General features: G+C 65.6%; 22 protein-coding genes. 11 read left to right on the top strand and 11 right to left on the bottom strand.

Annotated elements, in window-relative coordinates:
* Positions 1-6: 6 nt before the first annotated feature.
* Complete coding sequence (locus AC3WUT_RS19130) at positions 7-1,023, bottom strand: LysR family transcriptional regulator (protein WP_492348675.1); 1,017 nt, start codon at positions 1,021-1,023, stop codon at positions 7-9.
* Positions 1,024-1,134: 111 nt separating this feature from the next.
* On the opposite strand from AC3WUT_RS19130, the gene AC3WUT_RS19135 reads away from it, so the two are divergent.
* The 3 genes from AC3WUT_RS19135 (at position 1,135) to dut (ending at position 4,508) form a co-directional block, all read left to right on the top strand.
* Positions 1,135-2,658, top strand: a complete 1,524-nt coding sequence (locus AC3WUT_RS19135; RefSeq protein ID WP_492348676.1) for a CoA-acylating methylmalonate-semialdehyde dehydrogenase — start codon at positions 1,135-1,137, stop codon at positions 2,656-2,658.
* Positions 2,659-2,830: 172 nt separating this feature from the next.
* Positions 2,831-4,042, top strand: coding sequence for a bifunctional phosphopantothenoylcysteine decarboxylase/phosphopantothenate--cysteine ligase CoaBC (coaBC, locus tag AC3WUT_RS19140; RefSeq protein WP_492348677.1), 1,212 nt, complete (start codon positions 2,831-2,833; stop codon positions 4,040-4,042).
* Between the two features lie 19 nt (positions 4,043-4,061).
* Entirely contained in the window at positions 4,062-4,508 is a 447-nt protein-coding gene (dut, locus tag AC3WUT_RS19145) for a dUTP diphosphatase (protein ID WP_492348678.1), read from the top strand.
* A gap of 74 nt (positions 4,509-4,582) precedes the next feature.
* On the opposite strand, the gene AC3WUT_RS19150 is transcribed toward dut, so the two are convergent.
* On the bottom strand, positions 4,583-5,107 hold the full coding sequence (locus tag AC3WUT_RS19150; RefSeq protein ID WP_492348679.1) for an FKBP-type peptidyl-prolyl cis-trans isomerase: 525 nt from the start codon (positions 5,105-5,107) through the stop codon (positions 4,583-4,585).
* 366 nt (positions 5,108-5,473) lie between these two features.
* On the opposite strand from AC3WUT_RS19150, the gene AC3WUT_RS19155 reads away from it, so the two are divergent.
* The 4 genes from AC3WUT_RS19155 to AC3WUT_RS19170 all read left to right on the top strand — a co-directional run bounded on the left by AC3WUT_RS19155 (position 5,474) and on the right by AC3WUT_RS19170 (position 9,433).
* On the top strand, positions 5,474-7,153 hold the full coding sequence (locus tag AC3WUT_RS19155; RefSeq protein WP_492348680.1) for a diguanylate cyclase domain-containing protein: 1,680 nt from the start codon (positions 5,474-5,476) through the stop codon (positions 7,151-7,153).
* A 108-nt stretch (positions 7,154-7,261) separates the two neighbouring features.
* Complete coding sequence (locus tag AC3WUT_RS19160; protein ID WP_492348681.1) at positions 7,262-8,395, top strand: JmjC domain-containing protein; 1,134 nt, start codon at positions 7,262-7,264, stop codon at positions 8,393-8,395.
* Between the two features lie 5 nt (positions 8,396-8,400).
* A complete protein-coding gene (locus AC3WUT_RS19165; protein WP_492348682.1) occupies positions 8,401-8,913 on the top strand; it encodes a hypothetical protein in 513 nt (170 codons plus the stop codon).
* A gap of 256 nt (positions 8,914-9,169) precedes the next feature.
* Positions 9,170-9,433, top strand: coding sequence for a hypothetical protein (locus AC3WUT_RS19170; protein WP_492348683.1), 264 nt, complete (start codon positions 9,170-9,172; stop codon positions 9,431-9,433).
* A gap of 88 nt (positions 9,434-9,521) precedes the next feature.
* Here the strand turns inward: AC3WUT_RS19170 and AC3WUT_RS19175 are convergent, their stop codons facing one another.
* The 7 genes from AC3WUT_RS19175 to AC3WUT_RS19205 form a co-directional block, all read right to left on the bottom strand.
* Positions 9,522-10,295, bottom strand: a complete 774-nt coding sequence (locus AC3WUT_RS19175) for an MBL fold metallo-hydrolase (protein ID WP_492348684.1) — start codon at positions 10,293-10,295, stop codon at positions 9,522-9,524.
* A 116-nt stretch (positions 10,296-10,411) separates the two neighbouring features.
* Positions 10,412-11,530, bottom strand: coding sequence for an NlpB/DapX family lipoprotein (gene bamC, locus AC3WUT_RS19180; RefSeq protein ID WP_492348685.1), 1,119 nt, complete (start codon positions 11,528-11,530; stop codon positions 10,412-10,414).
* Between the two features lie 44 nt (positions 11,531-11,574).
* Positions 11,575-12,471, bottom strand: coding sequence for a 4-hydroxy-tetrahydrodipicolinate synthase (gene dapA / locus AC3WUT_RS19185; protein ID WP_492348686.1), 897 nt, complete (start codon positions 12,469-12,471; stop codon positions 11,575-11,577).
* 67 nt (positions 12,472-12,538) lie between these two features.
* Positions 12,539-13,105 (bottom strand): class I SAM-dependent methyltransferase, encoded by a 567-nt coding sequence (locus AC3WUT_RS19190; RefSeq protein ID WP_492348687.1) that lies wholly within the window; start codon positions 13,103-13,105, stop codon positions 12,539-12,541.
* A gap of 3 nt (positions 13,106-13,108) precedes the next feature.
* On the bottom strand, positions 13,109-13,924 hold the full coding sequence (locus AC3WUT_RS19195; RefSeq protein ID WP_492348688.1) for an SDR family oxidoreductase: 816 nt from the start codon (positions 13,922-13,924) through the stop codon (positions 13,109-13,111).
* A 55-nt stretch (positions 13,925-13,979) separates the two neighbouring features.
* The gene (locus AC3WUT_RS19200) at positions 13,980-14,147 is read right to left on the bottom strand and encodes a hypothetical protein (RefSeq protein ID WP_492348689.1); all 168 of its coding nucleotides are present in this window, start codon (positions 14,145-14,147) and stop codon (positions 13,980-13,982) included.
* Between the two features lie 10 nt (positions 14,148-14,157).
* Entirely contained in the window at positions 14,158-15,378 is a 1,221-nt protein-coding gene (locus AC3WUT_RS19205) for an MFS transporter (RefSeq protein ID WP_492348690.1), read from the bottom strand.
* 121 nt (positions 15,379-15,499) lie between these two features.
* On the opposite strand from AC3WUT_RS19205, the gene AC3WUT_RS19210 reads away from it, so the two are divergent.
* The 4 genes from AC3WUT_RS19210 (at position 15,500) to AC3WUT_RS19225 (ending at position 22,566) form a co-directional block, all read left to right on the top strand.
* Entirely contained in the window at positions 15,500-17,479 is a 1,980-nt protein-coding gene (locus AC3WUT_RS19210; RefSeq protein ID WP_492348691.1) for a DNA topoisomerase IV subunit B, read from the top strand.
* Positions 17,457-18,329 carry a lytic transglycosylase domain-containing protein gene (locus tag AC3WUT_RS19215; RefSeq protein ID WP_492348692.1) on the top strand — a complete coding sequence of 291 codons (873 nt, stop codon included), beginning with the start codon at positions 17,457-17,459 and terminating at the stop codon, positions 18,327-18,329. The genes AC3WUT_RS19210 and AC3WUT_RS19215 overlap by 23 nt, the downstream gene beginning before the upstream one ends.
* Positions 18,326-20,668, top strand: a complete 2,343-nt coding sequence (gene parC, locus AC3WUT_RS19220) for a DNA topoisomerase IV subunit A (protein ID WP_492348693.1) — start codon at positions 18,326-18,328, stop codon at positions 20,666-20,668. Before AC3WUT_RS19215 ends, parC begins: the two co-directional genes overlap by 4 nt.
* 155 nt (positions 20,669-20,823) lie before the next feature.
* On the top strand, positions 20,824-22,566 hold the full coding sequence (locus tag AC3WUT_RS19225; RefSeq protein WP_492348694.1) for a methyl-accepting chemotaxis protein: 1,743 nt from the start codon (positions 20,824-20,826) through the stop codon (positions 22,564-22,566).
* 93 nt (positions 22,567-22,659) lie between these two features.
* Here AC3WUT_RS19225 and AC3WUT_RS19230 read toward each other — a convergent pair whose 3' ends face one another.
* Both AC3WUT_RS19230 and AC3WUT_RS19235 read right to left on the bottom strand, forming a co-directional pair.
* Positions 22,660-23,118 carry a RidA family protein gene (locus AC3WUT_RS19230; RefSeq protein WP_492348695.1) on the bottom strand — a complete coding sequence of 153 codons (459 nt, stop codon included), beginning with the start codon at positions 23,116-23,118 and terminating at the stop codon, positions 22,660-22,662.
* A 153-nt stretch (positions 23,119-23,271) separates the two neighbouring features.
* Positions 23,272-24,186 carry a transglutaminase family protein gene (locus AC3WUT_RS19235; RefSeq protein WP_492348696.1) on the bottom strand — a complete coding sequence of 305 codons (915 nt, stop codon included), beginning with the start codon at positions 24,184-24,186 and terminating at the stop codon, positions 23,272-23,274.
* Position 24,187: the final 1 nt, after the last annotated feature.

The following is a 24,187-nucleotide window of genomic DNA, read 5'->3' on the forward strand; positions in this document are numbered from 1 at the left end:
CGGAGATTATAAAGGTGCCGCCGGTGCGACACCTTCATGCAGCAGGGGTGACTTGGATGGGGCCTGCAGCGCAAACCCGCCAGCCAGAGATTGTCGCAGGTGCTGCACCAGTGCGCTGACCGCTCGTGGCACATGGGCCGAATAGGGGCGTATCGCATACAGCTGCCGGGCAAATGGACCGGCATTGGCCCAGTGGGCCAGCACCTGAACCAGTTGCCCGTCGCGCAGACCGGCCTGGGCACTGAAGTCGGGCAGCAGGGCGATGCCGATGCCAGCCAGGGCGGCATCGCGCAGGGCCTCGCTGTTGTTGGCGGCCAGGGGGCCGGCCACCGGGACCGTGACCCGCTCCCCTGGCTGGCCGGGCGGGGCGGAGGGGGCTTCGGTGGCCGGGGGCTCGAAGGTCCAGGTGGGGGTGCCGCCACGGCGCGGGTAATGCAGGCAATCGTGCTGGCGCAGGTCTTCGGGGTGGCCCGGCGTGCCGCGCCGGGCCAGGTAGGCGGGGCTGGCCACCAGCACCGAGCGGGTCGGGCACAGGTTCCAGGCCACATGGGTTTCCGGCACCTGGTCGCTGTGGCGGATCGCCAGATCCAGCCCCTCCATGGCCAGTGAGGCCATGCGGTCCGACATGTCCAGCTCCAGGCGCACTTCAGGGTACTGCTGCAAGAAGGTCGCCAGGCGGGGCACCAGTTGCTGGCGCGCCAGCGCCACCGGTGCGGTCAGGCGCAGCAGGCCGCGCGGGGTGCCGGCCAGGTCGCGCACGCTGGCAAAGCTGTGGGCAATGGCATCGAAGGGTGCACGGGTATCGTCGACCAGGCGCTGGCCGGCCTCGGTCAGGCGCACGCTGCGGGTGGTGCGCTGCACCAGGGGCACGCCGGCCAGCTTTTCAAGCTCCGAGATGCGCTGGCTCATGGCGGCCTTGCTCACCCCCAGTCGGGTGGCGGCGGCGGTGTAGCTGCCTTGCTGGGCCAGCACCCCCAGCCAATGCAGATGGCCCCAGAGGGTGTGGATTATTTGGTCGTCCATGTTCGTATTGTTCATCAATTTGAACAATGAGTTCAGCGGCGAGTGCTAGGCAGGGGCGGGGGCGCTGCCTAGACTGCAGTCCTGCATTCATTCTTTCAACAGCGAGGCACCATGAGCCAGACCCTTTCTTCCGCCGACGTCGGTCATTACATCGGTGGCGCCGCCACGGCAGGCGTCAGCACCCGCCGCCAGCCGGTCTACAACCCCGCCACCGGTGAAGTGGCCCGCCAGGTGCTGCTGGGCAGCACCGCCGACGTGAATGCCGCCGTGGCTGCCGCCCAGGCCGCCTTCCCGGCCTGGTCCGACATGCCGCCGATCCGCCGTGGTCGCGTGATGTTCAAGTTCCTTGAGTTGGTCAACCAGCACAAGGACACCCTGGCCCGCATGATCACGCTGGAGCACGGCAAGGTGTTCACCGACGCCCAGGGCGAGGTCAGCCGTGGCATCGACATCATCGAGTTCGCCTGTGGCATTCCTCAGTTGCTGAAGGGTGACTACACCGAGCAGGTGTCCACCGGCATTGACAACTGGACGATGCGCCAGCCTCTGGGCGTGGTGGCCGGCATCACCCCCTTCAACTTCCCGGTGATGGTGCCGATGTGGATGTTCCCGGTGGCCATTGCCGCCGGCAACACCTTCGTGCTCAAGCCCAGCCCGACCGACCCCAGCGCCAGCCTGTTCATGGCCGATCTGCTCAAGCAGGCCGGCCTGCCGGACGGCGTGTTCAACGTGGTGCAGGGCGACAAGGAAGCCGTGGATGCGCTGCTGGAGCACCCTGATGTCAAGGCGGTCTCCTTTGTCGGCTCCACCCCGATTGCCAACTACATCTACGAAACCGGTGCCCACCACGGCAAGCGCGTGCAGGCCCTGGGCGGCGCCAAGAACCACATGGTGGTGATGCCTGACGCCGACATCGACCAGGTGGTCGACGCCCTGATCGGCGCCGGCTATGGCTCGGCGGGCGAGCGCTGCATGGCGATCTCGGTGGCCGTGCTGGTGGGTGACGTGGCCGACAAGGTCATCCCCAAGCTGCTGGAGCGCGCCAAGAGCCTCAAGGTGCTCGACGGCATGAACCTGGACGCCGAAATGGGCCCCATCGTCACGGGCGCGGCCCATGCCCGCATCAGCGGCTACATCGATGCCGGCGTGAAGGAGGGGGCCCAGTTGCTGCTGGACGGCCGCAACTTCGACGGCAAGAGCGCTGGCCCCGGCTGCGACAAGGGCTTCTGGCTGGGCGGCACCCTGTTTGACCATGTCACCCCCGAGATGAAGATCTACAAGGAAGAAATCTTCGGCCCGGTGCTGTCGTGTGTGCGGACCAAGGACTTTGCCGAAGCCGTGAAGCTGATCAACGACCACGAATTTGGCAACGGCGTGAGCTGCTTCACCCGCGACGGCAACGTGGCGCGCGAGTTCAGCCGCCGCATCCAGGTGGGCATGGTCGGCATCAACGTGCCGATCCCGGTGCCCATGGCCTGGCATGGTTTTGGCGGCTGGAAGAAGAGCCTGTTCGGCGACATGCACGCCTATGGCGAAGAGGGTGTGCGCTTCTACACCAAGCAAAAGAGCGTGATGCAGCGCTGGCCCGAAAGCATCGGCAAGGGCGCCGAGTTCGTGATGCCCACGGCCAAGTAAGCGGCAGACACCCGCTCTGACGGCCCAGGCCACCTTCGGGTGGCCTTTTTTTCGTGACCACCTTCGGGTGGCCTTTTTTCATGGCCACCCGCGTGACCCGAAGGGCGTTGCGGGTCTGCTACATTGCCGCATTCTTTGCCAACCGGGCCCGCTCAGCCGGGCCCTTGTCACCATGGACCTCCAGGGAAAACACATTGTGCTCGGCCTCACCGGCGGGGTGGCCTGTTTCAAATCGGCCGAACTGTGCCGCGAACTGATCCGCCAGGGCGCCACGGTGCAAGTGGTGATGACCGAGGCCGCCTGCCAGTTCATCACCCCCGTCACGATGCAGGCCCTGTCGGGCCGGCCGGTCTACACCTCCCAGTGGGATGGCCGCGAGGCCAACAACATGCCCCACATCAACCTCAGCCGCGAGGCGGATGCCATCGTGCTGGCCCCGTGCAGTGCCGACTTCATGGCGCGCCTGGTGCAGGGACGTGCCGACGAGTTGCTGAGCCTGCTGTGCCTGGCCCGCCCCATCGAGCGCGTGCCGCTGCTGGTGGCCCCCGCCATGAACCGCGAGATGTGGGCTCACCCTGCCACCCAGCGCAATCTGGGCCAGTTGCAGGCGGATGGCGCCGTTCTGCTGGGGGTGGCGCGGGGCGACCAGGCCTGCGGCGAAACCGGCGACGGTCGCATGCTTGAAGCGTTGGAGATCACCGAAGAGGTGATTGCCTTCTTCCAGCCCAAGACGCTGCGCGGCCAGCGGGTGCTGGTCACCGCGGGCCCCACGTTTGAGTCCATCGACCCGGTGCGCGGCATCACCAACCACTCCTCGGGCAAGATGGGCTTTGCCATTGCCCGAGCCGCCCGCGAGGCGGGGGCTGAGGTCACGCTGATTGCCGGCCCGGTTCACCTGCCCACCCCGCGCGGGGTGCGCCGCCTCAACGTGGTGTCGGCATGCGACATGCTGGCCGCCACCGTGCCGGCCAGCGAGCAGGCCGATGTGTTCATTGCCACGGCCGCCGTGGCCGATTGGCGGCCGGCCAGCGCCAGCGACCAGAAGATCAAGAAAGACGGTTCGGGCCAGACGCCCCAACTGAGCTTTGTCGAAAACCCCGACATCCTGCACACCGTCGCCCAGGGCGATCGTGCCCGCAGCGGGGCACTTTACTGTGTCGGTTTTGCGGCCGAGAGTCACGACCTGGTGGCCCATGCCCAGGCCAAGCGTGCGCGCAAGGGCGTGCCGCTGCTGGTGGGCAACATCGGGCCCACGGCTTTCGGGCAAGACGACAATCAGCTGTTGCTGGTGGATGCGCAAGGCGTCCAGGAGCTGCCCCGGGCTTCCAAGCTGGCGCTGGCGCGCCAGTTGGTGGCCGAGATTTCCCGCCGCAAGGCCTGCTGATGCCTGTTGAATTTACCCAATGAACATCGACGTCAAGATCATCGATCCGCGCATGGCGGACCAACTTCCTGCTTACGCCACCCCGGGCAGTGCCGGCCTGGACCTGCGTGCCTGCCTGGCCGAGCCGCTCACCCTGGCACCCAACGCCTGGCAACTGGTGCCCACGGGCATCGCCATCTGGCTCAAAGACCCCGGTTATGCCGCCATGATCCTGCCGCGTTCGGGCCTGGGGCACAAGCACGGCATCGTGCTGGGCAACCTGGTGGGCTTGATCGACAGCGACTACCAGGGCCAGTTGATGGTCAGCGCCTGGAACCGCAGCGACGTGGCCTTCACCATCGAGCCCATGGAGCGCATCGCGCAACTGGTGATCGTGCCGGTGCTGCAGGCCAGCTTCAACGTGGTGACCGAGTTCCCGCCCACCCAGCGCGGCGAGGGCGGCTACGGTTCGACCGGCAAGGGCTGATCCGGCCTGCCTGGCAGGCATGACAAAGCCCGTGGCCCTGGCAGGCACACGGGCTTTGTTTTTGATCGCTCAGGTCAGTGCAACTGCTGATTGCCGGGGGCCAGGGGCTGTACCCGGAAGAAGCCGGTGCCCGCCGTGCCGCTGCCGATCTCCTCTTCGGTGGCTTCGCGCACGGCGTGCACCTTCAGGTGCAGGCGGATCGCGATGCCGGCCAAGGGGTGGTTGCCATCCAGCACCACATGTTCGGGGTAGATCTCGGTCACGGTGTAGAGCGCATCACGGGGGGCGTCCGGGTTGCAGCCTGTGGGCAGGGCCGTGCCGTCGAAGGTCATGCCTTCTTCCAGCTCTTTCGGGAACAGGGTGCGCGGCTCCAGGAAGATCAGGTTCTCGTTGTACTCGCCAAAGCCTTCTTCGGGTTCGATCTGCAGCTTGACGCTGGCGCCGGGCTCATGGCCTTGCAGCACCTCTTCAATCTTCTTCAGCAGGTCGTCGCCACCCACCAGAAAGTCAACCGGCTCGTCGAGCACGTCGAGTTCTTCATTCAGGGTGTCAGTGAGGGTCCAGGTCAGTGCGACCACGCATTGTTCAGTGATTTCCATGGCGTCTGCCTTGATAGATGCAGTGATTGGGGGGCGGGCGGGCTCGTTGCGGGCGGCCCGGGGCCGGGGGCGCCGGGGCCCTGCAGGTGCTGCAGGGCAGGGGCGTGACCGGCGTCGAGGGCCCGAGTGTATGCGACGGGCCCGCCTGCGGCAGGCACAGCAGGCCCGGCGCCGGGTTTTCTCGCACCTGCCATGAGTCGGGGCTACCATGGTGGGTGCTGGGTGCAACGTGCTTTTCATGCCTTAGCCGTGGCCTTTTATCGCTAGGTTGTCCACCTATCCACCGATTTGTGCATGTTCAAGGTTTTTTCTTTTCTGTCTGGGCTAGGTGTCTTGCTGGCCCAGCGCGGCCGGTGGGCGTTGGCCATGCTGTGTCTGATCACCGCCCCCTGGCAAACCCAGGCGGCACCCCTGTTGCTGCAGAACTTGGCAGACGGGCAATCCCTGACGGGGCAGGTGCAGGTGCTGATCGATCCGACCGGCCAGGCTGATCTGCCGGCGGTGCAGGCTTCTCAGGATTTCGCTCAACCCGCTCAGGTGCTGCGCACTCCCGGCGATCATCAGGTGCTCTGGCTGCGCTTGCAGGTGCAGCAGAAAGAGGCTCAGGGTGACTGGCTGCTGCTGTTTCCCAGCACGGCCATGCATGCCTTGGCCTTCCATGGGCCTTTCAATCAGGCCGGCGAGGCCCTGGATGAACCGGTCTACACGGGCCTGAGTCTGCCCTACGGCACCCGGCCGCTGGCCAGCGAACGGTATGCGCAGCGCCTCAGGCTGCCGGCACCCGGGGTCTACACCGTCTACCTTCGGGTGCAGACCAACACCGCCAAGACCTTGAATCTGCGGATCTGGGACACGGCCAGCTACCTGGCCACCCGACCGCAGAAGCTGCTGTTCGATGGCCTTTGCTATGGCGTTTTGCTGGCGCTGGTGCTCTACAACCTGGCCCTGGTTCGAGGCTGGCGTGACCGCAGCACGGTTTACTACGTGCTGACCGGTGTGGCCGCCTTTCTGACCCTGGCCACCTACAACGGCCACACGGCCCACTACTTCTGGCCCGATTCACCTTGGTGGATCGAGCGCAGCTATGTGTTGGCGCCGGCCCTTTGGGTGGGTTTCAGTGCTTTGTTCGGGGCCGCTTTCCTGGAGGAGGGCGCGCCGGCCCGCCGGACGGGGTGGGTGGCACTCAAATCAGGGCTGGTGGCATGTGCCGTGGCCATCCTGGCCAGTGGCGTGGCGGGCTGGATGGAGACCGCGCAGAACCTCCTTGAGGCCTCGGCTGTGGTGGGGGTGGTCCTGCTCACGGGCCTGGCCTTTGTGCGATGGCGGCGTGGCTTTCAGCCAGCCTTCTGGTACCTGGCCGGCCGTCTGACGCTGTTTGCCTCGGTGCTGCTGACGGTGGCCATCAGCCGGGGCTGGTTCAATTTGCCATTCTGGTTGGCCAATGGCATGCAAATGGGGGTCTGCGCCGAGACGGTGGTGTTTGCCCTTGCCCTGAGTGCCCGGGTGCGTGAGCTGCAACTGCAGCGGGCCGAGTTGCGCATCCACGCCGAACAGATGGCCCTGGTGGCCGCCACCGACCCCCTGACTGGCCTGGCCAACCGCCACGGTCTGGAGCAGGCCGCCGCTGGCCTGCTGGATCGGCCGGGGCAGCAGGCGGTGCTGATGATCGATCTGGATCGTTTCAAGCCCATCAACGACACCCTGGGTCATGAGGTCGGCGACCAGGTGTTGGTCGAGGTGGCCGCGCGCCTGCGCACCGCTGTGCGTGAGTCGGATGTGGTGGCCCGGCTTGGCGGCGACGAGTTTGTTCTGCTGCTGGCCCAGGTGTTGGACCTGGCTCAACTGGAGGCCTTGGCGCGGCGCCTGGTGCAGGCCGTCTCGCGGCCCATGGTGCTGGGCGAGGCCCATGTGCAAGTGGGGGCCAGTGTGGGGGTGGCCCTGCCGCCTGGTGACGGGCGGGCTCTGAAGGAGCTGATGCTGGCGGCCGACCGGGCCATGTACCAGGCCAAGCGCCTGGGCAGCGGCTACGCCTTTGCTGTCCACTGACGCGGCAATCGCCCTTCCTTGCGGCGCGTCACGGACCGCGATGTCGGTTCCGTAGGAAAATCGCGCCACTTGGAGCAACCATCCGGCCCGACCGGAGTCTTTTTTCTCATGGACATCACCCAACCTCTCACGCTGCTGGGCGGCCTCAGCCCGCAGCAATTCATGAAGCGCCACTGGCAACGAAAGCCCTTGCTGGTGCGCCAGGCGGTGCCGGGCTTCCAGCCTTTGCTGGACCGCGCCGAGCTGTTCGAGCTGGCGTCGCGCGAGGAAGTGGAGTCGCGCCTGGTGCGCCAGACCCACCCGGGCTGGGACGTGCGCTCTGGCCCCTTTGCCCGGCGCAGCCTGCCGGCACTGAACCAGCCCGATTGGACCCTGCTGGTGCAGGGCGTCGACCTGCACGATGAAGCGGTGCACCACCTGATGCAGGGGTTTCGCTTTGTGCCCGACGCCCGGCTGGACGATCTGATGATCAGCTACGCCAGCAACGGCGGCGGCGTGGGGCCCCACTTCGACAGCTACGATGTGTTTCTGCTGCAGGCCCACGGCAAGCGCCGCTGGCGCATCGGGCGCCAGACCGACCTGAGTCTGCGTGAGGACACGCCGCTCAAGGTGCTGGCGAATTTCGAGCCCGAGGAAGAGTACGTACTGGAGCCCGGCGACATGCTCTACCTGCCTCCGCGCTATGCCCATGACGGCATTGCCGAAGGCGAGTGCATGACCTACTCGATCGGCTTTCGCTCGCCCAAGCGGGGTGAACTGGCTCGCGAGGTCTTGCAACGCCTGGCCGAGGACGCGGACGACCTGGCCGGCGAGGGCCTGTACCGTGACGCCCATCAGCCAGCGGTGGCCGACCCGGCGGCCATCCCGGGCGGCCTGCATGAATTCGCGGCCGATGCGCTGCAGAGCGTGCTCAACGACCCTGACGCCCTGGCCCGGGTGATTGGTGAAGCGCTCACCGACCCCAAGCCTCAGGTCTGGTTCGAGGCCAGCAGCACCGAGGTCGATGTGTCGGCCGGGGTCCGGCTGGATCGCCGTACCCGCATGATGCACGACGAGCGCCACATTTTCATCAACGGCGAGGGCTTTCGCGCCGCCGGGCGCGACGCCACGTTGATGCGCCAACTGGCCAGCCTGCGCGTGCTGGGTGGACGCGATGTGGGTCGCTTGAGTGCTGGCGCCCGGGACCTGTTGATCGAATGGTGCGAGGCCGGCTGGCTGCACCCGCTGCCCACCGAGCTCTGAACCCCATGACGGGCGATCAGGCCTCCGGTTCCACCACGTGGCCCTTCGAAGGTCGTTTCGAGGGGCGTGAGGCCTTTGCTGAGCGCATTCGCCAGGCCCTGGCTGCCGCAGCCCGCGAGGGCTGGCGGGAACTGTTTCTGTGCGACGAAAGCTTTGAGGACTGGCCGCTGGGGGAGCGCAGCGTGATCGAGTCGCTGTCGGCCTGGTCGCGCAGTGGCCGTCGGATGCTGCTGCTGGCCGCCTCTTATGAAGAGCTCCGGCGGCGTCATCACCGCTTTGTGCACTGGCGCCAGACCTGGGACCACCTGATTGAGGCGCGTGCCTGCCGAGGTCGATCAGTCACCGAATGGCCCAGTGCCTTCTGGACACCCGCCTGGGCCCTGCATCGCCTGGATCTGCAACGCAGCACCGGGGTCTGCAGCCAGGCGCCCGAGCGTCGGGTGGCGCTGCGCGAGATGCTTGATGAATGCTGGCGCCGAGGATCACCGGCGTTTCCGGCCTCTACCCTGGGATTGTGAAGCTGGAAGTGATTCGAATCTGAGGATGGGTGACGCCGGCACTCATGGGTGCTCAGGAATGGTTCCTGAACTTTACGTAACGGATACATCCGGCCACTGAATTGCCCTTGTCAGTATTTGTTGGGATTGACGTTTCCCTTCTATAATTTGAAGTTGAGTGAAAAAGCGCGGCTAAAGCAGCGCACGCTCAGTCAGAGCCGTTCGTAGGGATGGTCTGACGCAACGGAATTCTCTCTGTCCAACAAGGAAACTTGAAATGAAGAAATCGCTCGTTTTGGCGACCCTGATCGCTGCTGCCGCCCTCGCCGCTTGTGGCAAGAAGGAAGAACCGGCTCCTGCTCCGGCACCGGCTCCCGCTGCTGCTCCCGCTCCGGCTGAAGCACCTGCTGCTGCTCCGGCCGCCCCGGCTGCTGACGCTGCTGCTGCCGCTCCGGCTGCTGCTGCCCCGGCCGCTCCGGCTGCCGACGCCGCTGCTGACGCTGCCAAGAAGGCCGCTGAAGACGCTGCTGCCAAGAAGTAAGCTCTCCTTGCTTCTCAAAAAGCCACCTTCGGGTGGCTTTTTTTCGTCTGGCTTCGGTGAGGGCTGCCTTGTGGCGTCCCGTTGAGCCTCAAAGGCTGTACCAATCCGATCCCAGGGTCGGGCTGGCGATGCCAATGGCGTCTTCGGGCCAGTCCAGGGCTTGGGCCAGCGTGTGCCGCACCAGGGCGGCCTGGTTGTTCTGCTCGCTCAGGTGGGCGGCCACCACGTGGCGCAATGAAGGGTGCTTGAGTTGAGCCAGGGCCTGCGCGCTGGCCTGGTTTTCCAGGTGGCCCCAGGGGCCACTGATGCGCCGCTTGAGAAAGGCCGGGTAGCGCGATCGGCTCAGCATGTCGGCATCGTGGTTGGCCTCCAGGTACAGGGCCTGGCATTGGGCCAGCTGGGCCAGCACATGGGGTGTGATGTGGCCCAGGTCGGTCAGCAAGCCGAGCCGCGACTGTCCGTCTTCGCAACGCAGCTGCAGGGGCTCGCGGGCATCGTGTGGCACGGTGAAGGGGTGCAGGCTCATGCTGCCGAAATCGATCACCTGCTGATCGCGCGCCAGCCGCAGGCAATCCCCGAGATCAGGCTGGCCCAGGGCCAGCCAGGTGCCCTCGCTCATCCAGACCGGCAAATGGTGGCGCGCTGACAGGCCGAGGGCGCAACCGATGTGGTCCGAATGCTCGTGGGTGATGAAAATGCCATGCAGTTCGCTGCTGCTCAGGCCTGCCTGAGTCAGCCGGGTTTCCAACTGCCTGATGCCCAGCCCGCAGTCCACCAACAGCCTGCGACAGTGGCTGCCTTCGCCAGCTTCGACCACCGTGGCGTTGCCTGTGCTGCCGCTGGCCAGATTCTTGAATCGCATCGAAAAAACAGGAGGTTCGGAGTCGGTGAGTGGGCGCGGACCACGGGTGCAGACAAAAGAAAGGGCAGGTCATCGGACCTGCCCTGCTGTCGTCCCGACCTGAGGGCCGGCGGGTCTTATTTCAGGTCGTCGACCAGCACCTTGACGATGCGCTGTGCCGTGCCGGAGGTTTCCGGTGCGCCGTTGGCATCCAGCACCGAGACGGTGGTGGCATTGCCTTCGCTGCGCACGGCGATCTGGTACTTCACCGGGGCGGTGTTGGCATCCGAACTGCTGAACAGCTTGCTGATGAAGCCGGGTTCCTTCTTGTCGGGGTTGGGGGCGACATAGCGCACAAAGTACAGGCCCTTGGCGCGGTCGCGGTCTTCCACCGTGAAACCGGTGCGGTCCAGGGTCAACCCGACGCGGCGCCAGGCGCGCTCGAAGCCTTCGTCCATCTGCACCACCGGCAGGTTGTTGACCTGGGCGGCACGAGCCATGGGGGCTGGCGCTGCGGCCGCGGTCTGGGCGCGGGCTTGTTCAGCCGTGCCGCCACCCAGTTTGACCATGAGTCGGCGCAGGAATTCGGCTTCCAGCTCAGGGTCGGCGGGCCGGGGTTGCCAGGCGGTCTGGGCGGTGTCTTTGTTGTTGGTGGTGTAGGTTTCCACCATGCCGCGATGGCTGATGTAGATCTCGGTGCTGCCGTCGGCGGCCCGCTCCAGGCGGGTGCGGAAGCGGTCACGCTCGCCGGTGTCGTACAGCGAGTCGATTACTTTGCCGAGGGTGTTGCGGATCCAGTCCTGGGGCAGCTTGGCGCGGTTTTCGGCCCAGTCGGTTTCCATGATGCCCAGGCGGGAGTCCTCGGTCACCAGGCTGAAGCCGTTTTCCACCCAGAAATCATGCACCGGGGTCCAGAGCTGGTCGGCCGAGCGCTTGACCACCAGCCAGCGCTGGTTGCCCGAGCGCTCCACGCGCACATCACCCAGGTTGCTGGCCGCGGTCTGGATGGCCGACACAGGCTGCTTGCCCATGGCGGCCTGGAACCCGGTGGCCGATACGCTGCTGCCGCCGCCCAGGGCGTAGCGGGTGTCACCGCTCAGCTGGGTCAGGTCAGGGGGGACTTCCAGCGTGGGCGCCTTGGTGGCGCTTTTGTAGTTGATCTTGTCACTCTCCAGCGACGAGCAGGCGCTGAGGGCGACAGACAGGCTGAGCAGGCTGAGCAGGCTGCAAGGGCCCAGTCGTGTGGTTGGGGTCACGGGAAGTCCTTCCAAGGCAGGAATAGGGTGTCGTTCGACGGCGGTCAGATCAGGCCGGCGGCGCGCAGGGCGGCTTCCACCACCGGCTCGTTGGCCGGTGTCAGCTCGGTCATGGGCAGGCGCATCGCGCCACCGCACAGGCCCATGCGCTTCATGGCCCATTTGACGGGGATGGGGTTGGCTTCGACGAACAGGTGCTTGTGCACGGGCATCAGCTTGAACTGGATCTCCATGGCGCGCTTCACATCGCCAGCGATCGCGGCCACGCAGAGTTCATGCATCAGGCGGGGCGCCACGTTGGCGGTCACGCTGATGTTGCCTTGGCCGCCACACAGCATCAGGGCCACGGCGGTCGGGTCATCGCCCGAGTAGACGGCAAAGCCCTTGGGCACTTCGCGGATCAGCCACTGGGCGCGTTCGATGTTGCCTGTGGCCTCCTTGATGCCGACGATGCCAGGCACCTGGGCCAGGCGCAGCACCGTGTCGTGGGCCATGTCGGCCACGCTGCGGCCGGGCACGTTGTAGAGCACGGTGGGCAGGTCGCCCACGGCTTCGGCAATGGCCTTGAAGTGGCGGTACTGGCCTTCCTGGGTGGGCTTGTTGTAGTAGGGCACGACCTGCAACTGGCAGTCGGCGCCCACGCCCTTGGCGAACCTGGCCAGTTCGATGGCCTCGGCCGTCGAGTTGGCGCCGCAGCCGGCCATGATGGGCACGCGCTTGGCGGCTTGTTCGACCGACACGCGAATGATCTCGCAGTGCTCTTCGACGTTGACCGTCGGCGATTCACCCGTGGTGCCCACCACACCGATGCAATCGGTGCCTTCGGCAATGTGCCAGTCAATCAATTTGCGCAGGGTGGGGTAGTCCACGCTGCCGTCTTCGTGCATCGGAGTCACCAGGGCGACGATGCTGCCTGTAATAGGGCCGGTTGGGGAGGTCATGTCCGCAGTCTCAAACGGTAAAAGAGCATTCTAACTAGGCTGCCGGGCCCCCGGGCGCGCTCGGGGGTCAGGGCAGGTCGGTCAGCGCATAACGCACCAGCCCCCCATCGGGTTGTCCGGTCTCGCGAATGGCGGTGATGCGTTGCACGAAGCGCGCCGGCTCGGGGAGGAATCCGTCCTCGTAGGCCACCACCCGCAGCCCGGCGCAATGGCGCAGCAGTTCGCCGTGTTGCAGCAGAAAGTCGGGCCGCGAAGGCCTGCCCACGGTCTCGTTGCCCTGGGCAAAGGTTTCGTAAATCAACAGCCCGCCCGGGGCCAGGCTGGCCAGCAGGGTGGGCATCAAGGGTCGCCACAGGTAGTGGGTCACCACCACGGCTTCAAACACCCGACCCGCAAAGGGCCAGGGCCCTGCTTCGATGTCGGCGCACACGGCTTCGCCCAGGCCTTCGAGGGCGGCAATGGCCTCGGCATGGCGGTCGACCATGGTGACCGGATGGCCGCGCCCGGCAAACCAGTGCGCGTGGCGCCCGTGGCCGCAGGCCACGTCCAGCACACGGCCACCGAGGGGCACCAGGTGGCTCCAGCGTTGCACCCAGGCAGAGGCCGGCAGCAGGGCATGGGGTGAAGGCGCCATGGCTCAATGCCCCGGTCGCACGTCGTTGTGCAAAGCCTTGAGGGCCATCTTTTCGACCAGGCCTGGGGCCAGCAGGCGCAGCCAGCGCCCCACCTTGCCCTGCAGGCTCATGACGACCTCGCGATCACGGCGGGCCAGCCCACGCAGGATCAGGCGGGCACATTCCTCGACCGACATGGCCTTGTCTTCCTTGAGGCCGCTGCGCCCGGCAGCCTTGCCCTGCGCGTTGTAGCCGCGGACTCGGATGTCGGTGGCCACCACGCCGGGGTAGGCGGTGGTGACGCTCACGCCGCTGTGCCTGAGTTCGGCCCGCAAGGCTTCAAAGAAACCGGTCATGGCGAATTTGCTGGCGCTGTAGGCGGTTCGTCCAGGCACGCCGATCAGTCCGGCCAGCGACGACACAGCCACGATGCTGCCCTGGGTGGCTTTCAGGTGGGGCAGGGCAGCGTGTGTGCACCACACGCTGCCCCAGAGGTTGATGCGCATCAGGTCTTCATACCAATGCAGATCGTTGTCGGCCACATCCTCGAACAAGGCGTGGGCCGACATGCCGGCGTTGTTGATCAACACATCCAGGCGTCCAAAGCGTGCCACCGTGGCTTCGATCAGGTGCCGGCAGGCTTCTTCGTCCGACACATCGGTGCGGACCACCAGGGTGTCGCAACCATGGCTGGCGCACTGCAGGGCCACCTCGTTGAGCTTGGCCGCGCTGCGGGCGGCCAACACCAAGGCCAGGCCCCGGCCATGCTGGCGCGCCAGCTGTCTTGCCACTTCGGCCCCGATGCCATCGGAAGCACCGGTCACAACCATGGTCTTCATCCCATTCCCCTCTGAATCATTGAAGCGGTCCGGGCCCGGCACCCACCGGATGCACTCAGAAACAGGCCCAGAGCTGGTTGGCGAGTGTCAATAAGAAATCACTTTGAGCATAGAGGGCAAACACCGCTGCCAGCACGGCGGCCATCAACACCCAGGCCAGTGCATGGGCGGCCCGGGTCAACCAGGGGGTTCTGGTGGCAGTGTGGGGGGAAGTGGCTTCCATGGCGGCAGGCTCAGGCCACCGCCGGGCGGTGCGGGCGGTGGATGGGGGCTTCGCGCACCGGCAGGTTGACCAGGCCGGCGAACACGCCCAAGGCGATGGCCAAGTACCAGACGATGTCGTAGCTGCCGGTACGGTCATACAGGTAGCCGCCCAGCCAGACCCCCATGAACGACCCGATCTGGTGGCTGAAGAAGACAAAGCCCCCCAGCATGGAGAGGTGCTGCACGCCAAAGATCTGGGCAATCGTGGCGTTGGTGGGCGGCACGGTGGACAACCACAGGGTGCCCATCACGGCCGCAAACACATACACGCTGACGGGTGACAGCGGCACCAGCAGGAAAATGGTGATCACCACGGCGCGCGCGAAATAGATGAAGGACAGGATGTTCTTCTTGGCCATGCGCTGGCCCAGGGTGCCGGCAATGTAGGTGCCGAACACATTGAACAGGCCGATCAGGGCCAGTGCATAGCTGGCCACCTGAGGCGACAGGCCCTTGTCCTTCAGATAGCTCGGCATGTGCACGCCGATGAACACCACCTGGAAGCCACAGACGAAATAGCCCGCCATCAGCAGCTGGAAGCTGGGGTACTTGAAGGCTTCGGCCAGGGCCTGAACCACCGTCTGCTGGCGCTTGGCGGGGGCGCCACCCTGAAAGCCCGGCTCACGCAGGCCGAAGGCCAGTGGCACGATCATCAACACCAGCAGGCTCAGGGCCAGCAAGGCCTCCTTCCAACCCAGCTGGGCAATCAGCTGCCCTTCCACGGGCACCATCAGGAACTGCCCGAACGAACCAGCAGCCGCGGCCACGCCCATCGCCCACGACCGCTTTTCGGCCGATATCTGCCGACCCAGAACGCCATAAATCACGGCATAGGTGGTGCCGGCCTGGGCCGCACCAATCAAGACGCCGGTGGTCAGTGCAAAGGTCAGGGTGCTGGTTGACAGCGCCATGCCTGCCAGGCCCAGTGCGTACAGCAGGGCGCCGCCCAGCAACACCTTGAAGGCGCCCAGACGGTCTGCGGCCATGCCGGCAAAGATCCCGCACAAGCCCCAGGACAGGTTCTGGATGGCAATCGCCAGCGCAAAGGTCTGGCGCGGCCAGCCCTGGTCCTGGGTGATGGGTTGCAGCCACAGGCCAAAGCCATGGCGGATGCCCATCGACAGGGTGACGATGGCCGCTCCACAGATCAGCACCTGGGCCATCGAAAGATTTTTGGGTTGTGAACTCATGCCAGAAATGTAGCGAATTCAACGTTTGCTTGCAGATCACGCGGGTGACCGTGACAAACCTCGGCCTGGGTGCCTGTATGCACATCCAGTTTGGTCGACTCTGCACACTACAATCCGCGCCATGGCAGTCAAACCTACGACCGAATATTCCGAAGGCTCAATCCGCGTCCTGAAGGGGCTTGAACCCGTCAAGCAGCGGCCGGGCATGTACACCCGCACCGACAACCCCTTGCACATCATCCAGGAGGTGTTGGACAACGCCGCCGACGAGGCCCTGGCAGGGTATGGCAAGAAGATCAAGGTCACGCTGCATGCCGATGGCTCGGTCAGTGTGGAAGACGATGGCCGCGGCATTCCTTTCGGCCTGCACCCCGAGGAAAACGCCCCTGTCATTGAACTGGTCTTCACCCGCCTGCATGCGGGCGGCAAGTTCGACAAGGGCAAGGGAGGGGCCTACAGCTTCTCTGGCGGCCTGCACGGCGTGGGGGTGAGCGTCACCAATGCCCTGGCAGTGCGTCTGGAGGCCACCTCATACCGTGAAGGCAAGGTGGCCAAGCTGGTATTTGCGGCCGGCGATGTGATCGAGCCCCTGGTCACCCGCGCGGGCGGCGGTGCTGCTGAAGGTGACCGCAAGCAAGGCACCACGGTGCGGGTCTGGCCCGATGCCAAGTACTTCGAATCGCCCAACCTGCCGATGGGCGAGTTGACGCACCTGCTGCGCAGCAAGGCTGTGCTGATGCCCGGCGTGTCCGTCACGCTGGTGAATGAAAAGACCAAGGAAAGCCAGAACTGGCTCTACAAGGGCGGCCTGCGCGACTACCTGATGCAGACGCTGAACACCGATCCGGTGATCCCCTTGTTTGAAGGCGAGGGCTTTGCCGATGGCAGCAACGACAGCTTTGCCGATGGCGAGGGCGCGGCCTGGGCCGTGGCCTTCACCGAAGAAGGCCAGCCGGTGCGCGAGAGCTACGTCAACCTGATCCCCACCAGCAACGGCGGCACCCACGACAGCGGCCTGCGCGATGGCCTGTTCAATGCCGTCAAAAGCTTCATCGAACTGCATTCGCTGCTGCCCAAGGGCGTCAAGCTGCTGCCCGAAGACGTGTTTGCGCGGGCCAGCTATGTGCTCAGTGCCAAGGTGCTGGACCCGCAGTTCCAGGGCCAGATCAAGGAGCGCCTGAACTCGCGCGATGCCGTGCGCCTGGTGTCGAGCTTTGTGCGCCCCGCGCTGGAGCTGTGGCTGAACCAGCACGTCGAATACGGCAAGAAGCTGGCCGAACTGGCCATCAAGGCGGCCCAGACCCGTCAGCGTGCCGGTCAGAAGGTTGAAAAGCGCAAGGGCTCGGGCGTGGCGGTGCTGCCCGGCAAGCTGACCGACTGCGAGAGCCGCGACCTTGGTCACAACGAGGTGTTTCTGGTCGAGGGCGACTCGGCCGGCGGCAGCGCCAAGATGGGCCGTGACAAGGAATGCCAGGCCATCCTGCCCTTGCGTGGCAAGGTGCTCAACACCTGGGAGGTCGAGCGCGATCGCCTGTTTGCCAACACCGAAATCCACGACATCGCGGTGGCCATCGGGGTCGACCCGCACGGGCCCAACGACAGCCCCGATCTGTCGGGCCTGCGCTACGGCAAGGTGTGCATCCTGTCGGACGCCGACGTGGACGGCTCGCACATCCAGGTGCTGCTGCTGACGCTGTTCTTTCGCCATTTCCCCAAGCTCATCGACGCCGGCCACGTGTATGTGGCGCGCCCGCCGCTGTTCCGGGTCGATGCCCCGGCGCGTGGCAAAAAGCCGGCCTCCAAGGTGTATGCGCTGGACGAGGGCGAGCTGGCCTCGATTCTGGACAAGCTGCGCAAGGAAGGCGTGCGTGAGGGCAGCTGGACCATCAGCCGCTTCAAGGGCCTGGGCGAGATGAACGCCGAGCAGTTGTGGGACACCACGCTCAACCCCGACACGCGCCGCCTGCTGCCGGTGCAGTTGGGCGACCAGAGCTTTGCCGACACCGAGGGCCTGATCACCAAGCTCATGGGCAAGGGCGAGGCCGCGGCGCGTCGCGAGCTCATGGAACTGCATGGCGATGCGGTCGAGATCGACATCTGAGCCGCGCCGTCTGGCCCGGCTGCTGCTGATCGTTGGGGGGCTGGCCGCCTCCTGGCTGGCGCCCGCCCGCGCCGAGGTGTGGGGCTATGTGGACCCCCACGGCACGCCCCATTTTGCGGCCGAGCGCCTGGATGATCGCTACGCGCTGTTCTACCGCGGCAATGCCGCCCAGGAGGGCGAGCCGGCCCGGGCCGACACGCCGCGCGCGGTGGCCGTGCCCACGCTGCAGCCCCGCCTGCTGGCTTTTTTCGAGGTGTCGCCCGGCTACAAGCGCGTCAAGCTGCAAATGCGCGAGGCGGCCCAGTTGCACCGGGTCGATTTCGAGTTGCTGCAGGCCTTGATCGCCACCGAGTCGGGCTTTGACGCCAATGTGGTGTCGCCGCGCGGGGCTGTGGGCCTGATGCAGGTGATGCCTCCGACCGCCGAGCAATACGGTGTGGTGGGTGACCCTCGCCAACCGATCGAGAAGCGACTGACCGACCCACGCATCAACCTGCAGGCCGGCACCCGCTACCTGCGTCATCTGCTGGACCTGTTCGACAACCGGCTCGACCTGGCCCTGGCCGCCTACAACGCAGGCGTCAGCGCGGTGCAGCGCGCCGGCCAGCAGGTGCCCAACATCCGTGAAACCCAGAACTACGTGCGCACCGTGACCCAGTTGTATGCGCTGCTCAAGCCGCCGCCTCAGGTGGCAGAGCAACGCCGCAGCCAGGCCCGGCCTCGCCTGGAGTGGCTGCCGGTGCCCGGCGGCGCCATCGGCCGCGCCAACATGATCGAACCCCGCCTTTCCCCGGGCCTGAACGAGTTGTCGTTCGCGCCCTCGCAACCGTCTGCCATCGAGACCCCATGAGTGATCAACCGACCCTAGATTTATCCACCGGCGAAAGCGATGACGGCCTGAGCTTGGCCAACTACGCCCAGCGCGCCTACCTGGAGTACGCCCTCAGTGTGGTCAAAGGCCGCGCCCTGCCCGATGTGTGCGATGGGCAAAAGCCCGTGCAGCGCCGCATTCTGTATTCCATGGACCGCATGGGCCTGGGCTTCAGCGGCAACACGGCGGCCAAGCCGGTCAAGTGCGCTCGCGTGGTCGGCGATGTGCTGGGCCGCTTCCACCCCCACGGCGACCAGGCCGCCTACGACGCCCTGGTGCGCATGGCGCAGGATTTCAACCAGCGCTACCCCTTGATCGACGGGCAGGGCAACTTCGGCAGCCGCGACGGCGATGGTGCCGCCGCCATGCGTTACACCGAGGCGCGCCTGTCCAAGATCACCAGCCTGCTGCTCGATGAGATCGACGAAGGCACGGTGGATTTCGTCCCCAACTACGATGGGTCGACCCAGGAGCCCACCCACCTGCCGGCGCGTCTGCCGTTTGCTCTGCTCAATGGTGCCAGCGGCATTGCCGTCGGCCTGGCCACCGAGATCCCCAGCCACAACCTGCGCGAAGTGGCCGACGCCTGCGTGGCCCTGATCCGCAACCCCCAGCTGAGCGAAGCCGAGCTGTTCACCCTGGTGCCAGGCCCCGACTACCCGGGCGGCGGCCAGATCATCAGCAGCAGCACGGACATTGCCGACGCCTACCGCGGCGGGCGCGGTTCGCTCAAGGTGCGCGCGCGCTGGAAGATCGAAGAGCTGGCGCGCGGCCAATGGCAACTGGTGGTGAACGAGCTGCCCCCCGGTGTCAGCAGCCAGCGCGTGCTCGAAGAAATCGAAGAGCTGACCAACCCCAAGGTCAAGGCTGGCAAGAAGGCCCTCACCCAGGAGCAGACCCAGCTCAAGGCCACGGTGCTGGCCGTGTTGGACGCGGTGCGCGACGAATCCAGCAAGGACGCGCCGGTGCGCCTGGTGTTCGAGCCCAAGACCAGCAAGATCAGCCAGCCCGAACTGATCACCAGCCTGCTGGCCCACACCAGCCTGGAGACCACTGCGCCGATCAACCTGACCATGATCGGCCTCGATGGCCGTCCGGTGCAGAAATCGCTGCGCCAGATGTTCGAGGAGTGGATCGAGTTCCGCCAGGGCACCATCAAGCGTCGTTCGCAGCATCGCCTCGACAAGGTGCTGGACCGCATCCACATCCTGGAGGGGCGGCAGATCGTGCTGCTCAACATCGATGAGGTCATTGCCATCATCCGGCACAGCGATGAGCCCAAGGCCGCGTTGATCGCCCGCTTCAATCTGTCCGACCGACAGGCCGAAGACATTCTTGAAATCCGCTTGCGCCAACTGGCTCGACTGGAGGGCATCAAGATTGAGCAGGAGCTGTCGGAGTTGCGCGGCGAGCAGCAAAAACTGGAAGACATCCTGGCCAACCCCGGCTCGCTCAAGCGCTTGATGATCAAGGAGATCGAGGCCGATGCCAAGCAGTTTGCCGACCCGCGTCGCACCCTGATCCAGGCCGAAAAGCGTGCCGTGGCCGAAGTCAAGGTGATCGACGAGCCGGTCACCGTGGTGGTGTCTGAAAAGGGCTGGGTGCGGGCCCGCAATGGCCACGGGCATGAGCCTGGCAGCTTTGCCTTCAAGGCCGGTGACGGCTTGTACGGCACCTTCGAGTGCCGCACGGTCGATCTGCTGGTGGTCTTGGGCAGCAATGGGCGTGTGTACTCGGTCCCGGTGTCCACCTTGCCGGGCGCGCGGGGCGATGGCCAGCCCGTCACCACCCTGATCGAACTCGAAGCCGGAACCCAGCCGGCCCATTATTTCGCCGGGCCGGCCCAGGCCACGGTGCTGCTCAGCAGCTCGGGTGGTTATGGCTTCCTGGCCACGCTGGAGAACCTGGTCTCGCGCAACAAGAGTGGCAAGGCCTTTGTCACGCTGGGCGAGGGTGAGACGGTGTGCAAGCCCTCCCATGTGGCCCACAGCAGCGGCGCCCAGCCGCTGGCCCCCGCCACCCATGTGGTGTGCGCCTCGACCGGGGGGCGCATCCTGAGCTTCGAGATGGCCGAACTCAAGAACATGGAAAAGGGGGGCCGTGGCTTGATGCTGATCGATCTGGAACCCAAGGACACCCTGGCCGGTGCCGCGGCCTACACCCGCAGCATCCGCATCGCTGGCACGGGCCGCGGCGGCAAGGCCCGGGAGGAAACCCTGGAGATCCGCTCGCTCAACAACGCGCGGGCCTTGCGAGGTCGAAAAGGCAAAGCGGCCGACCTGGGTTTCAAGCCTGAAGTGATCACCAGAATCGAATGAAATTGTTATTTATCAATAAATTTCGATAAATATGATTACAATGACTGCTGTTAACAAGGTGTAAACCCCGATCTTCACCTTGGCATGGCCATCCGTCTGTTGCTTGGGTCTATGCTCACCAGAAGGTCGGCGCGTCGGACTCTGAGGAGCAGAACATGAAAATTGCCAATTTGAAGATGGCCACCAAGTTGTGGCTTGCGGTGGCCTTGATCATTGGTGCCTTGCTGGGCGTGATCGGCTTTGCGGCGTACCGCTCAGCGGCAGTCCAGGCTGAAAGCGATCGCCAGTCAGCCGCCTATGCGGCGCGCATCGACAAGGCCACGCGCTGGGCCGGCCTGACCCAGGCCAATTCGGCGCGCACCTATTCGGTGCTGTTGAGTTCGGACCCGGCGCTGGCCGGGGCTTTGAAAGAGGCCATTGCCAACACGACGGCCCAGATCGGCGAGTTGCAAAAGGCCATTGAAGCCGTGGCCGACGAGTCCTCGGACAAGGCGCAACTGGCCAAGATCGCGGCCAGTCGCAAGGTGATGCTCGGCTTGCGTGAGCAGGGGCGGCAGTTGCGGGCTGCAGGGCAGGCCAATGAGGTGGCGGAGCTGGCCAACGGACGCTTCAAGGCGGCCCTGGCCACCTACCTCGAAGACCTCAACGGTTTTGTCACGCTACAGCACCAGCACGCCCAGGAAAGCCAGCAGAAGATCGCCGAGTCCCGCCTGCTGACCGTGAAGGTGGCTGCGGTGTGCATTGCCCTCATCGTGATCTCCATTCTGTGGGGCGCCTACGGCTTGATCCGAAGCATCGTGAAGCCCTTGAGCCAGGCCAACCGCCTCGCTGCACGCATTGCCGAAGGCGACTTGAGCACCACGCTGGAGTCCGATCGGCAGGACGAGTTTGGCGAACTGTTGCGTTCGCTGGTGGCCATGAGCCAATCGCTGGCCCAGACCGTGGCACGGGTGCGCCAGAGCACCGACAGCATTGCCCTGGCCAGCAGCGAGATTGCCGCCGGCAACAACGATCTGTCGGTGCGCACCGAACAGACCTCGAGCAATCTGCAGCAAAGTGCGTCGGCACTCGACAACCTGACCAACACCGTGCAGCACAGCGCCCAATCCGCACAGCAGGCCAGCAGCCTGGCGGCCAGCGCTTCGCTGGTGGCCGAAAAAGGCGGTGCCGTGGTGCAGCAGGTGGTCTCCACCATGGATGAGATCCAGACCAGCAGCAAACGCATCGCCGACATCATCGGTGTGATTGACGGGATTGCCTTCCAGACCAATATCCTGGCCCTCAACGCGGCTGTTGAGGCGGCCCGTGCCGGGGAGCAGGGTCGTGGCTTTGCCGTGGTGGCTGGCGAGGTGCGCAGCCTGGCCCAGCGCAGTGCCGAAGCCGCGCGTGAGATCAAAACCCTGATCAGTGCCTCGGTCGAACGGGTCGAAAACGGTACCCGGCTGGTCACCGATGCGGGGCAGACCATGGGCGACATCGTGAGCTCGGTGCGACGCGTCACCGACATGATCGGTGAGATCACGGCCGCGGCCAACGAGCAAAGCGGCGGCATCGCCCATGTGAACCAGGCGGTGGCCAGCCTGGACCAGATGACCCAGCAGAATGCCGCCCTGGTGGAGCAAAGTGCGGCCGCCGCGCAAAGCCTGCGTGAGCAGGCCGAGCAACTGGCCCAGGTGGTGGGCACCTTCAAGATGGCTGGACACGGTGGTGCCAGCCTGGCGCCGATGCGAAGCGCGCCAGCCAGGGCGCCCCTGCCTCAGCCCGCCAAGCCCGTGGCCCGATCGACCCCGGCGCCGGTCTTGTCGGCGGTCAAGACCGCAAAGGCCCCGGCGCCCGCGGCGCCCCGCATTGCCTCGGCTCCGGCCGCCGGTGCTCAGGATGATTGGGAAAGCTTTTGAGCGACTGTCGCGGTCACCGGCTCCCTGCTTGAAAGTGCAAGACAAAAAGCCCGGCGATGCCGGGCTTTTTGTATGGGGCACCAGAGTTTGCGCTTACTCGATCTCGGCAATCAGTTCGATCTCGACGCAGGCACCCATCGGGATCTGGGCCACGCCAAAGGCGCTGCGGGCGTGGGCGCCGCGCTCGCTGCCGAACACTTCACCCAGCAGCTCGCTGGCGCCATTGGTGACCAGGTGCTGCTCGGTGAAATCGGGGCTGGAGTTGACCAGGCTCATCACCTTGACGATGCGCTTGACCTTGTTCAGGTCACCCACGGCGGCGTGCAGGGTGCCCATCAGGTCGATGGCCACGGCACGGGCGGCGGCCTTGCCTTCTTCGGTGGCCATGTTGCGGCCGAACTGTCCGACCCAGGGCTTGCCGTCCTTCTTGGCGATGTGGCCCGAGAGGAAGACCAGATTGCCGGTCTGGGCAAAGGGCACATAGGCCGCAGCCGGGGCGGCCACGGGCGGCAGTTGGATGTTCAGCGCTTGCAGCTTGTCGTAAATGCTCATGGAAAGGCGTCCTGAAAAGGGTTGGGCGGGCCGGCCGAAGCCGAAAGACGCATTGTGCCGCCTTGCCGCCGCAGCCGTGCCGTGAGCCGGCCTTCTGGGGCTTGAAAAGAAGTGATTGAATTTCTAAGAACGTGCAGACGATTTGTCGCGAGTTCATGCGAGATCGAAAGCACCCTCCAAGGGCTCCACGGTCACGGCCACGTTCAAACGGTGGTTGGCCCCGCCATGGATCACCCCGCGCATGGGCGACACGTCGGCGTAGTCGCGGCCGATGGCCAGGGTCACGTAGTCTTCGCCCGGAGAACGGTTGTTGGTGGGGTCGAAATCGAACCATTGGCCGAGCCCACCATCCTCGCCGGGTGAGTACACCGCCACCCAGGCATGGGAGGCGTCGCTGCCCACCAGGCGCGGCTGGCCCGGCGGCGGGGTGGTCAGCAGATAGCCGCTCACATAGCGGGCCGGCAGGCCCAGGCCGCGCAGGCAGGCGATCATGATGTGCGCGAAATCCTGGCACACGCCCTTGCGCTGGGCCAGGGCCTCGACGGCCGGCGTGTTGATCTCGGTGCTGTTGGAGGCGTAGGTGAAGTCTTCAAAGATGCGCTGCATCAGCGATTGAGCCCCATCGAGCACACTGACGCCGGCTCCGAAGCTGGGGCGGGCGTAGGTCAGAAAATCGTCGTGCCGCGGCACATAGACCGATGGAAACACGAATTCGGCGGCTGGGTCGTAGCGGCCACCGGCACGGTAGCGGAAGCGTTCGCGCACCTGTTCCCAGGGCAGGCTGCCGTCCGGCCCCAGGGGCGGCTGTGGCGGCTCGCGGGTCTCGACCACGCTGTGGGCGAGCACGCACAGTTCGGCATGGGCCGTCTGCAACGAGAAAAAGGCACGCGCATTGCCGAACACATCACGGGTCTCGCTGGTTTGCGCGGCTTCAGGCTCAATGGCCAGCCGATGGCTGACCAGGGTCTGGGTGGCCGTCTGCAGCGGCTTCAGATGCGCCATGTGCTGAGCGGTTTCCACTTGGGGGCTGTAGTCGTAGCGGGTCTCGTGGGTGATGCCGAGTCGCATG

Source organism: Curvibacter sp. EU05-FHT14A10 (assembly GCF_058791075.1).